Genomic DNA, 11,117 nt, shown 5'->3' on the forward strand with positions numbered 1-11,117 from the left:
GTGGCGGGATATTTCCGCCCCCACAGGAGGTGTCCAGCATGGTCAGAAAGCTAGTCGCCGCAGGTGCGTTGGCGCTGGTGGCCGTCGCCGTCACGACCAGCGCCGTCCCCACCGTACTCAGCACCGAAGCCGCGTCCACCGCCATCGAGACCGCGCACGCCGACGACGTCCGGCCCGGGGCCGGGCACGGCACCTCGGTCGCCGATGCCAACCAGCCCGCGGCCGCTCGGGCCAAGGTGCTCGCGCCGCCGCCGGGAGGCTGGTCGGTGCCGAGCCGCCGCAGCTACTACCTCGAAGCGTCGTGCCGCCCGTACGCCTCGACCATCCGCGCCGGGGCGCGCGCCTGGGCCGGCATGACCGAGGGCAGCGGGACGCCGGTCGAGTGCCGCAACACCTACATCAACGACTGCAACGGCTCGGCCCGGATCGTCGGCTGTAACTGGGGCCAAGGGCAACGAATCGCGCTCTACCTGGGCGGCGTCCGCGACGGCGCCCTCCTCGCCGCGCACGAATTCGGCCACGACTGGTACGGCCACTCCGGCTACCGCTGCGCCACCTGGAACAGCCCCCAGGAGGTCATGGCGCCGACCATGTGCTGATCACCCGACCCGCACATCGGCCCGCTCGCGCGTCCAGCGGGCGGCCAGGACGCCGAGGGCGGCATGAATGAGCGCTGTCACGGCGACGGTGACGTGCAGGCCGAGGACGAAGGCTGACTTCGCGTCGGCGATCGCCTCGGCCGGTACGCCGTCCGTCCGGACGGTCTCGGTCAGGGTGCTCGCCACGTCCGGGCCGGCCAACCGGAAGATGAGGGCGGCGAGCGAGCCGAGGAGCGCGATGCCGAGGGCGTTGCCGAGTTCGTTGCTGGTTTCTGCCAGAGCGGCCGCCGATCCGCCGCGCTCGGCCGGTACCGCGGCGACAGCCGTGTCGGCGACCACGCTGAAGGAGATGCCGTAGCCGACTCCGGCGATCACGGTCGAGGCGACGTACCAGGCGATACCACCGTCGGCGTCCAGGAAGAGCAGGAGCAGCAGGCCGGACGCGATGAAGGTGTGGCAGGCGATCAGGGCGGCGCGGACGCCGATGCGGGCGACGACGGCCGGAGTGACGATGCAGGTGATCGTCAGGACGGCCGCGCCGGGGACGGCCAGCAGCGCGGCCTGGAGGACCGGGAGGCCGAGGACCGATTGCAGGTGGATCGCGGCGAGGTAGGCCGTGGCGGACCAGGCCGCCAACGGGATCAGGCCGGTGACGATCGCGAGCGTGAAGAGGCGGTCGCGGAACAGCGTCAGATCGACCAGCGGGTGGGAGAGGTGACGCTGCCGGCGGACGAACCACCAGAGGATCGCGAGGCCCGCCGCGCCCACGACGACGGGTGTGAGCGCGAATCCCTCCGCCGCGAGCCGCTTCACGGCGTACATCGTCAGGAGCAGGCCGGACGCCGACGCGACGACACTCCAGGCGTCGACCACACCTGGGCGGACCGCGCGGACCTCACGCAGCAGGAATGGCGCGAGCAGCAGGAAGACCGCCACGACCGGCACGTTGATCAGGAAGACCGAGCCCCACCAGAAGCGGTCGAGCAACTGCCCGGCGACCACCGGGCCGATCGCGAACCCGGCCGCGAACGACGCCGCGAAGATGCCGATCGCCCGCGACCGCTGCCGCGCGTCCGGGAACAGCTCCCCCAGGACGGCCAGCGCGGACGGCAGCAGCGTCGCACCCGCGATCCCCATCAGCGCGCGAAGCGCGATCAGCTGCTCGGGCGTCTGCGCGAACGACGCCGCGGCCGAGCTCAGCCCGAACAGGGTGGCACCGGCCATCAGGAGCTTCAGCCGCCCGTAGCGGTCGCCGATGCTGCCGAAGGCGACCAGGAGGGAGCCGACCGCGAAGCCGTAACCGTCCAGGATCCACAGGGACTGGTCCGCGGTCGGCCGCAGCTCGGCGGTCAGCTGCGGCATCACCAGGAAGAGGATCGAGCCGTCCATCGCGACCAGCAGTACCGGACCGAGAATCACCAGCAGGCCGAGCCACGGCCGTTTCATCGTCATGGACTCCACGCTGCCGGGACGGCGTCCCGCCAACCAGCCCGGCTCGTGGGTATCCCTCGCAGGTGCACCCAGCGCGACCGTCGGCCGCCTACGATCGAGACATGGAACTGGAAGGGCTCGGAGCCTTCTTACGGACCCGGCGGGCGCGGATCACGCCGTCCGAGGTCGGCATGCCGGAGTACGGGCAGCGGCGGGTTCCGGGGCTGCGGCGGGAGGAGCTGGCGCATCTGGCCGGGGTGAGCCCGGGCTACTACACGCGCCTCGAGCAAGGCCAGGCGGGTACGGCGTCCAAGCAGGTCCTCGACGCGCTCTCCCAGGTCCTCCGGCTCGATCCGGCCGAGACCGCGCACCTGCACAACCTGGCCCAGCGACCGGCCAGCACCCGACTCGTCCGCAGCCGGCCGGAACGGCCGCATCCGAGAGTGCTCGCACTACTCGAGTCGCTGCAGGAGTCGACTCCGGCGCTGGTGCTCGGCCGGCGCGGCGACGTCCTCGCCTGGAACCGGGCCGGTCACGCCCTCTTCGCCGGGCATCACGCCTTCGACGCCCCGGCCGATCCGCGACGGCGTCCGTCCATCCCGCGGATGTACTTCCTCGACCCACTCAGCCGCGACCTCTACCGCAACTGGGCCGAGAACGCGCGCATCCACGTCGCCTACCTCCGCCTCACCGCCGGCCGCTACCCCACCGACGCCCACCTGGCCGAGCTGATCGGCGAGCTGGCCATCGGCAGCACGGACTTCGCCACCCTGTGGGCCGAAGGCGAAGTCGCCGACTGCACCGTCGGCACCATGCACCTCCAGCACCCCACAGTTGGCGCCCTCGACGTCGACTACCAAGTCTGGCTACAGCCAGACAGCCCAGGGCACCGCCTGGAGGTCTACACCCCAGGCGATGCCGCCTCAGCCGACGCGCTGCGCCTCCTTCGTTAGAAGCAGAAGCCTTGGCCGGTGCCGAAGGACCAGCACTGGAGCTGTTTCTGGGTGGTGCCGGTCTTGCCGGAGTTGTCGGTGACGGTGAGTTTGACGGTGTAGGTGGCGTTGCGGCTCGGGTAGGTGTGGGTGGGTTTCACGCCGGATCCGGAGGTGCCGTCGCCGAAGTCCCAGGCGTAGGCGGCGATGCTGCCGTCGGGGTCCGAGGAGGCTGCGGCGTCCAGGGTGCAGTTCAGGGAGCTGGCGCAGTTGGCGGTGAAGGAGGCGGTGGGGGCGGAGCCACCGGGCGGGGGCTCGGTGTTGCCGAGCTGCTCGTTGGCCCAATCGCCCATGACGCCCCAGAGTTTGCCGTGGGCGTTGTAGGAGGCGCAGTCGGTGCGGAGCCAGGAGAAGACACCGTAGATCTTGCCCTGGTGGAGATACGGGCCGCCGCTGTCGCCCTGGCACAGGCCGACGCTGCCGTTGCCGTAGCCGCTGCACATCATGTAGCGGTCGTCGTACTGGTTGTTGATGTTGGCGCAGTTCTGCTTGTCGACGGTCGGCAGGACGGCCTCGTAGAGCTTGGTGTTGCGCTGGTTGTCTCCGGAATCGGTCTTGCCGTAGCCGACCGCGGTGCCGCGGGTGCCGATCGGGAGCGAGTCGCCGGACTTGGCGATCGCCGGGTAGGCCATCCCGGCCGGGGTCGGGATGTCGGTCTTGGTGATGATCACCGCGACGTCGAAGCCGGTGCGCCAGCCGTCGTTGGCGTTGTAGCTCGGGTGCGTGCGGTACTCCTGGATCTCGATCCGGGTGCCCTTGCTGGTGTCGCTCAGGTCGTCGCGGCCGTAGATCAGGTACTTGTCGCCCTGCGCGAACTTGCAGTGCGCCGCGATCAGCACGACGCGCTTGGCGACGACGCTGCCGGTGCACGACTGCTCGGTCGGCCGCGCTCCCCCGGCCCGGTGCTGCGAGATGATGAACGGGTACTTGCAGACCGACGTCGTCGTCCCGCCGATGACGCTGGGCTGCAGGTCTTCACAGCCGGACGGCGGCGGCGTCGTCCCGTTCCCCAGGTAGAGCAGCTTGTTGGGGGTGTCCGACGACAGGCCGGACATCTTGCCGGTGCTCGCGTTGTCCATCACCCACTGGTGAAGCTGGGCCGGTGTGCTGTTCGGTGCCTCCGACAACCGCAGCGCCATCGCTCCGGCGACATGCGGCGCGGCCATCGACGTACCGCTCAGCTGCCCGTACGCCGAATCGCTGCCCTTGAACGCGGAGTCGATACCGGAGCCGGGGGCGAACAGGTCCATACAGCTGCCCGCGTTCGAGTCGCCGGCGCGGGTGTCGCTGCTGGTCGCGTTCGCGACCTGGAGGGCGGACGGCGTCTGGCCGCCCGGCCCGTAGTTGCAGGCGTTGCCGCCGTTGTTGCCGGTGATCAGCGACCACTGGACGCCGGAGTCGATCGATGCCTTGATCGCGTTGACGGCGATGTTCTTGTCGTCGGTGTAGACGCTCAGGTTGACCACCGCGGGTTTGACGGCGTTCTTGGTGATCCACTCGGCGGCGGTGATCAGGTCGACGTCCTCGCCCCGGCCGTCGCAGCCGAGGATGCGGACCGAGACCAGGTTCGCCTTCTTCGCGACGCCACGGGTCTTGCCGGCCGCGATACCGGCCACATGCGTGCCGTGGTTGTTGCAGTCGTTGCCCTGGTTCGGCGTCGCGAAGAAGTCGGCGCCGTACTTGGCCCGGCCCTCGAACTCCTGGTGGGTGTAGCGGATCCCGGTGTCGACGATGTAGATCGTCGCGCCGGCGCCGTCGTTCGGGTAGGTGTACTTCTTGTCCAGCGGGCGATCGCGCTGGTCGATCCGGTCCAGGCCCCAGTTGACCGGGTTGCTCTGGGTGCCGCCGGGACCGCCGATCGACATCCGGCCGCTCTGGCGGACCTCCTGGACGGCCGGGTCATTGGCGAGCCGGGCGGCCTGGCCCGGCTTCAGATTCTTCACGACGAAACCGTGCATCGTTGCCGTCAGCACGCTTTTGACGTCACCGCCGTACCGGTCGGTGAGGGACGTCGCCGTACTGGCCGCGCTGCGCTGTGGGGCGAGCGTGACCAGGTAGCTGCCGGGGGCGGGATCGCTGGCCTGGTTGACGACCTTCCGGTCCTGAGCCGACGCGGCGGGGGCGGTCGCGACGACGGCGAGGCTCGCCGTGGCCGCGATGGCGGCGCGCCGTAATGCTCTGCGCATGTTTCCTCCTGTGCGATGGGGAACGCACCGAAGGTAGGCAGCGGGCGGGATGCCCGGATACGGCTGTTAAAGCGCGCTTTTCACAGCGGGGCTCAATTCTGTTGAGGCCAGCACCAGCGCATCCCGACGATCCCCGACGGGACGTCGGTCTCCGCGAGCAGCGCGGAGTCGGCGCCGCCGATCCACAGCTCGGCGTGATTGCCCTCCGGCGCGGCGACCGTACGCCGGTCGTACCGATGGCAGTGCGCCGGGACGACGCCCGCCGCGAAACGCGTCTGCAGCACGTACTCCCGGACCGGTTCGATGAACCGGTGCTCGTAGTTCACCATCAACGTCCCCGGCGTGAACCGCCACTCGTACTCCAGCAGCGCCGGCTCGCCGATGCCGAGCACCCGGTCCAGAATCAGCTCGGCCGCGACCAAACCGGCGTCCCGGTCGGTCTCGACCTGGCCGATGCGGGCGTTCTGCACCGAGGTGAGCGCGGGCGGCGCATCGGGCCGCTCCTCGGCGAAGTAGAGCACGCCGAGCCGCGACACCCGGTCCGTTGCCGCCCGCACCAATTCACGGACGCGGATCCGCTCGACCATCCGCTCGGCGTCCAGCTCGACCGTCACCTGCACGCTCACCCGCCGCAACCGCCCTTGGTGCGGTACCCCCGCCGTCTGCAGCAGCTCGACGGGCCGCGCGTCGGCGAACAGCATCGTCGGCGGCACGCTCCCCGGCACATGCCCGATCCACCGGCCGCGCACCCGGCGCGGCCCCAGCAACGACAACAGCGAGTTCACCGGCAGCTCGAGCAACTCCTCCAGCAACCGCACAGCCGCCAGCGACGCCGTCCGCTCCGGCCGGCTCCGCCCCCGCCGCCAATAACTCAACGTCGCGATACTCAGATGCGCCCCGCGCTCCCCCAGCCAGTCGCGAATCTCCTCCAGCGTCAACCCACTCGCCTCGATCGCCAGATGCAACGCCGCCGGAAACGGCCCACCCCGCAACGCCTGCCCCAACTCCCGCCGAACCCGCGCCTCAGCCTCCACCACTCCCACCTCCCTCACGAAGTGTGTTCACCTTCTAACACTTCGCAACCCCGTTGGCGAGACCTCAGCGCTCAGCGGTGTCAGGGGGTGAGGGTGTCGGGGTGGCCGGCGGCCAGGCGGGGCCAGTGGGTGAGGGGGCGGCCGTTGACGGTCCAGGTGGGGTCGTCGGCCCAGGCTTTGGGCCAGTTCTCGGGGGTGTCCTCCCAGGTTTCCTGGCGGCCGAAGAGGGTCAGGTCCATGAGGGCGTTGTTGTAGTCCATGACCTCGACGCCGCGGTTCGACGTCCAGTAGGTCTGGAAGACGCGGTCGCCCGCGCGGACGTAGCAGACGAGACGCATGAGGCTGGTGGTGCCGCCGGCGGTCTCGAGTAGGGCGTCGCGGGAGGGTTGGGCCGAGTACCAGGGCATCTGCCAGCCCATGAAGTCCCGGTAGCGGAGGCTCTCCTCGTACGGGCCCTGGCAGAAGACCGAGTAGGTTATGTCGCGGGAGTTGAGGTAGGCCTGCTCCTGAACCTGACCGGCGCACCAGGTGCAACCCTCGCACTGGTCGGCCGCCGGATGGTCGTGGTGCCACATGAAGTAGTACGCGATGAGTTGCCGGCGGCCCTTGAAGGACTCCAGGAGGCTGACCGGGCCATCGGGACCGGTGATCTCCAGGCCGGCGTCGACCTCGATCATCGGCAGCCGACGCCGCGCGGCCGCGATGGCGTCGCCCTCGCGGGTGTGGGCCTTCTCCCGGGCGCGCAGGAGCTCGAGCTCGGCGTCGTACGTCGCCTGATCCACCACCCGCGGCGTGCACAAGGCTGCTGCCGCGTCGTCGGAGATCGCCGTCCTGGTGATATCTGTTGCGTTCATTTCTGCTCACTCCCGTCGTCGATTGCTTGCAGGCCTTCGGCGTGAATCGCCTCGGCCAGCCGTTTGACGGCGCGCAGGCGCCGGTTCCAGCCCGCGGCGCGCGCCGCCATCGCCTGCGCTGCCTGCTCCAGGCGCGCATCGTCGATCCGGCACAGGACCTCCCGGCCCTGTTTGCGCCGGCTGATCAGCCGCACCTGCTCGAGTGTCACCAGATGCTTGACGACCGCCTGCCGCGAGATCGGCACCTGACCCGCGATCCAGCTGGCCGTCACCTCGCCGTTGTCGACGAGCAGGTCGATGATCCGCAGCCGGGACACGTCCCCGACCGCCGACCACAGCTCCTCGTCGACGTCCGCGATCACGTCCGGTCCGTCGGGACGGCGCCGGCCAGACGCTCCAGGAACTCCGCCCAGCCCTCGCGGTGCTCGTCGGCGTACCGCTGCTTGTCGTCGGCCGGCCACGGGGCGAGCTCGTGCCCGCTCTCGACCACGCGCAGCCGGGTCCGCTCCGGCCCTTCCGCCGCCAGCGTGAACTCGACCAGCATCGAGTTGCCCGGCTCCGGCTCGCTGCCTTCGGGATGGTTCCAGACGAACGTGAACCGCGTCGGCGGCTCGACCTCCCGCACCACCACCGGCCCGCCCTGATCACCGAACCGCAGGTGTCCCCGCGCCCCTGGCTCGATGGTCAGCTCGACGACGTCGGCGAACCACTTCGTCATCAGCTCCGGCTTCGTCACGACCCGCCACACCACCTCGATCGGCGCCTCGATGACGATCTCGTCCGCGATCAGCAAGTCCGGCACAGTTCAGCCCTCCACGTCGGCATCCTCAATGTGCAACCAAAGGTAGCGCTTTCGTGGAGCTATTCGCAACCCTTGGTTGCAGATTGCCGGGCGGATCAGTCCTCGTAGGCGATGTCCATCCGGGTGCTGTACGCGGCGGGCATCGACCCGGCCGGGCCGCTGAAGGGGATGTTGGGTGGGGCCACGCCGGGCTCGGGATGAGGCGCCGGCGCCGGCGCAGGTTCGGCGGCGGGAGCGGCGCCCAGGAGGCGGCGGGTGAGGGCGTCCTGGGCGGAGAGCAGCTCCCAGGCGGCGCTGCGGAGGTGGACCGCGGCGGGTGGCTCGCCGGCTTGGGCGGCGAGGAGGATCGTGCGGCGGACGAGTTCCTTCATGAAGGAGGCAGTGGTGTTCTCGGTCAGGGTGACGATCTCGTCGACGACGTCCGGCGTGAGGTCCAGCGCGGGGCCGTAGAGGGTGAGGAGGCGGGCCCGGCCGTCGTCGTCCGGGAGCGGGACCTCGACGGCCATGTCGACGCGGCCGGGGCGCTGGGACAGCGCGGGCTCGAGGAGGTCGGCCCGATTGGTCGTGAGGAGGAACGCGACATCGGCGTCCTGGGCGAGACCGTCCATCTCGTTCAGGACCTGGAAGAGCAGCGGGTTGTCCATGCCGTGGGAGAAGTCGCGGGCCTCGGCGACCAGGTCGCAGTCCTCCAGGACGACGAGGGCCGGCTGGAGCATCCGGGCCAGCGCACAGGCCTGGGAGATGTAGTGGATGCTCGTCCCCGCCAGCAGGACGACGGTGAAGTCGGGCAGGCGCGACAGCAGGTAGCGGACGGTGTGGGTCTTACCGGTGCCGGGCGGGCCGTAGAGCAGGACGCCGCGGCGGAGGTGCTGGCCGGCGGCGAGCAGGGTCTCGCGGTGGTCGGCGATGCCGACGACCTCGCGTTCGACCCGCTCCAGGACGCCGTCCGGCAGGACGACGTCGTCCCGGGTGATGCCGGGACGTGGGTGCAGCCGGAAGGGGCCGACGCCCTGGTCGAACTCGGCGTCCTCGAAGGAGACCACCTTGCCGCGGAAGACGTTGTGGGTGCGGATCAGGTCGGGCAGTGCGCTCAGGAAGCGGTCCCCCGCGCCGTCGGCGCCGACGGCGAGCACCTCCAGATCGACCGTCCGGCGCCCGTACTGCGGGTTCGGCGCGCGCAGCAGCGCGACGTACCGGTCGGCGCCCTGGACGCCGAGGTAGAAGCCGAAGGCGACGCAGTCCATCTCCTCGTCGATGTCGATCGGGACGCGCTGGTAGTCGACCGCGCCGAGCGCGAACCGGTCGTAGACGGCGAGCTCGAGGACCTCGCTGAGCGAGTGGTGGCCGCGGTTGGAGCCGGCCAGGCCGACCACCTCGAAGGAGTCGAACCAGCTCTCGATCGCACGCTGGACGTTCGGCAGGTCGTACGGCGGGAACGACGACGCGACGGCGGGCACCTGCTCGGGTTCGACGCCGAGATGCGCCATCAGCGTGTCCCGCAGGCTGGTCCGGTCCGATCCGCCGCGATGCGACTGCATCCGGTCCAGGAAGCCGGTGAACAGCCGTGCGAACTGGTCGATCTCGTCCGGCTCCACGCCGTACCTCCCGCTGTCCGGTCCCCGGGCCGATCCGGAGGGTCCTCCGCAACGGGGATAGGATCACCACCATGACAGATTCCGAGTCCACCGACCGCCCGTACTCGGCCTTCCCGGTACGGATCGGTCTTCAGGTCCAGCCCCAGCACGCGCCGTACGACGCCATCCGGCGGACGGTCGCGAAGGCCGAGGAGATCGGCGTCGACGTCGCGTTCAACTGGGACCACTTCTATCCGCTGTCCGGCGAGCCGGACGGGCTGCACTTCGAGTGCTGGACGATGCTGGCCGCGTGGGCCGAGGCGACCGAGCGGGTCGAGATCGGCGCCCTGGTCACCTGTAACTCCTACCGCAACGCCGACCTGCTGGCCGATATGGCCCGAACGGTCGACCACATCAGCGACGGCCGGCTGATCCTCGGCATCGGCTCGGGCTGGTTCGAGCGCGACTACGACGAGTACGGCTACGAATTCGGGACGGCGGGCGGCCGGCTGGACGCGCTCGGCGAGGCGCTGCCGCGGATCGAGCAGCGCTGGGCCAAGCTCAACCCGGTCCCGACCCGGGACATCCCGGTGCTGATCGGCGGCGGCGGTGAGAAGAAGACGCTGAAGCTGGTCGCCAAGCACGCGAACATCTGGCACGGTTTCGGCGACGCCGAGACACTCGCGCACAAGCACGCCGTCCTCGACGAGCACTGCCGCACGATCGGCCGCGACCCCGGTGAGATCGAGCGGTCGGCCGGCGTCGGCGACAAGTCACCCGAGGCCGTCGGCAAGGGCCTCCTCGACGTCGGCACCCGCCTGTTCACCGTCTCGGCCTCCGGCCCCGACTACGACCTCGGCCTGCTCCGCGAGTGGGTCGCCTGGCGCGACGAGGTCAACGCCAAGTAACCACGGCCGCCCAGGCCATCACAATTCGCCGCCGCAACCGCCGGCCCGCCCGGGCCGCGGCGAGGGTGCGCGTTGTGATGGCCTGGCGCGCCGCCGGTTAGGATTCCGGGCATGGCTTCGAAGTACGCGCGTGGTTCCGTCCGTCCGATGACCCGGTGGGGTACGGAGGTGATGCACCACGTCAACCAGCCGGTGACCGACTTCGGTCCCGAGCTGCAGACGCTGGTCGCGGACATGTTCGCGACGATGGACGCCGCCGAAGGCGTCGGCCTGGCGGCGAACCAGGTTGGCGTCGACCTGCAGGTGTTCATCTTCGACTGCCCCGACAAGGACGGCAATCGGGTCGAGGGCGTCGTCTGCAACCCCGTCCTCGAGCTGCCCGAGGGCAAGGACCGCCGCCTCGACGAGGGTGACGAGGGCTGCCTGTCGCTGCCCGGCGCCTTCACCAAGTGCGCCCGCCCGGACGTCGCCAAAGTGACCGGCGTCGACGAGCACGGCAACCCCGTCACCTTCGAAGGCAACGGCCTCCTCGCCCGCTGCCTCCAGCACGAGACCGACCACACCCAGGGCACCGTCTTCGGCGACCGCCTCTCCCGCAAGTACCGCAAACGCCTCTTCGCCGAAGCCGAAGAGCTCGCCCCCGACTACCCCGCCGACTGGCCCGTCACCCCCATGGTCGACCACGACCACGAAGAAGTCCCCGCCACCTGACGGCAGGCGTTCGGGCGTACGTGTGG

11 protein-coding genes are annotated in these 11,117 nt (G+C 70.2%); 4 read left to right on the forward strand and 7 right to left on the reverse strand.

Annotation, left to right across the window (positions count from 1 at the left end):
- Window positions 1-38: 38 nt before the first annotated feature.
- Window positions 39-599, forward strand: a complete 561-nt coding sequence (locus tag ACZ6ZD_RS29995; RefSeq protein ID WP_465677267.1) for a hypothetical protein — start codon at window positions 39-41, stop codon at window positions 597-599.
- Here the strand turns inward: ACZ6ZD_RS29995 and ACZ6ZD_RS30000 are convergent, their stop codons facing one another.
- Window positions 600-2,051 carry an MFS transporter gene (locus tag ACZ6ZD_RS30000; protein ID WP_465677268.1) on the reverse strand — a complete coding sequence of 484 codons (1,452 nt, stop codon included), beginning with the start codon at window positions 2,049-2,051 and terminating at the stop codon, window positions 600-602.
- Between the two features lie 101 nt (window positions 2,052-2,152).
- Between ACZ6ZD_RS30000 and ACZ6ZD_RS30005 the strand changes: the two genes are divergently transcribed.
- Window positions 2,153-2,983: a helix-turn-helix transcriptional regulator gene (locus tag ACZ6ZD_RS30005; RefSeq protein ID WP_465677269.1), complete on the forward strand. Its 831-nt coding sequence runs from the start codon at window positions 2,153-2,155 to the stop codon at window positions 2,981-2,983.
- Here ACZ6ZD_RS30005 and ACZ6ZD_RS30010 read toward each other — a convergent pair.
- The 6 genes from ACZ6ZD_RS30010 to ACZ6ZD_RS30035 form a co-directional block, all read right to left on the reverse strand.
- Window positions 2,980-5,208, reverse strand: a complete 2,229-nt coding sequence (locus ACZ6ZD_RS30010) for a S8 family serine peptidase (RefSeq protein WP_465677270.1) — start codon at window positions 5,206-5,208, stop codon at window positions 2,980-2,982. The two genes, ACZ6ZD_RS30005 and ACZ6ZD_RS30010, sit on opposite strands and share 4 nt — an antisense overlap.
- A gap of 92 nt (window positions 5,209-5,300) precedes the next feature.
- Window positions 5,301-6,245: an XRE family transcriptional regulator gene (locus tag ACZ6ZD_RS30015; protein WP_465677271.1), complete on the reverse strand. Its 945-nt coding sequence runs from the start codon at window positions 6,243-6,245 to the stop codon at window positions 5,301-5,303.
- Window positions 6,246-6,322: 77 nt separating this feature from the next.
- Window positions 6,323-7,096 carry a DUF899 family protein gene (locus tag ACZ6ZD_RS30020; RefSeq protein ID WP_465677272.1) on the reverse strand — a complete coding sequence of 258 codons (774 nt, stop codon included), beginning with the start codon at window positions 7,094-7,096 and terminating at the stop codon, window positions 6,323-6,325.
- Entirely contained in the window at window positions 7,093-7,458 is a 366-nt protein-coding gene (locus ACZ6ZD_RS30025) for an ArsR/SmtB family transcription factor (RefSeq protein WP_465677273.1), read from the reverse strand. The genes ACZ6ZD_RS30020 and ACZ6ZD_RS30025 overlap by 4 nt, the downstream gene beginning before the upstream one ends.
- Window positions 7,455-7,898, reverse strand: a complete 444-nt coding sequence (locus tag ACZ6ZD_RS30030) for an SRPBCC domain-containing protein (protein WP_465677274.1) — start codon at window positions 7,896-7,898, stop codon at window positions 7,455-7,457. The genes ACZ6ZD_RS30025 and ACZ6ZD_RS30030 overlap by 4 nt, the downstream gene beginning before the upstream one ends.
- Window positions 7,899-7,993: 95 nt before the next feature.
- The gene (locus tag ACZ6ZD_RS30035) at window positions 7,994-9,493 is read right to left on the reverse strand and encodes an AAA family ATPase (RefSeq protein WP_465677275.1); all 1,500 of its coding nucleotides are present in this window, start codon (window positions 9,491-9,493) and stop codon (window positions 7,994-7,996) included.
- A 71-nt stretch (window positions 9,494-9,564) separates the two neighbouring features.
- Between ACZ6ZD_RS30035 and ACZ6ZD_RS30040 the strand changes: the two genes are divergently transcribed.
- Together ACZ6ZD_RS30040 and def are read left to right on the forward strand one after the other, a co-directional pair.
- Complete coding sequence (locus ACZ6ZD_RS30040) at window positions 9,565-10,380, forward strand: LLM class F420-dependent oxidoreductase (RefSeq protein ID WP_465677276.1); 816 nt, start codon at window positions 9,565-9,567, stop codon at window positions 10,378-10,380.
- A 111-nt stretch (window positions 10,381-10,491) separates the two neighbouring features.
- Window positions 10,492-11,091 carry a peptide deformylase gene (def, locus tag ACZ6ZD_RS30045; protein WP_465677277.1) on the forward strand — a complete coding sequence of 200 codons (600 nt, stop codon included), beginning with the start codon at window positions 10,492-10,494 and terminating at the stop codon, window positions 11,089-11,091.
- The last annotated feature ends 26 nt before the right edge of the window (window positions 11,092-11,117 follow it).

Source organism: Kribbella sp. NPDC104218 (assembly GCF_055584105.1).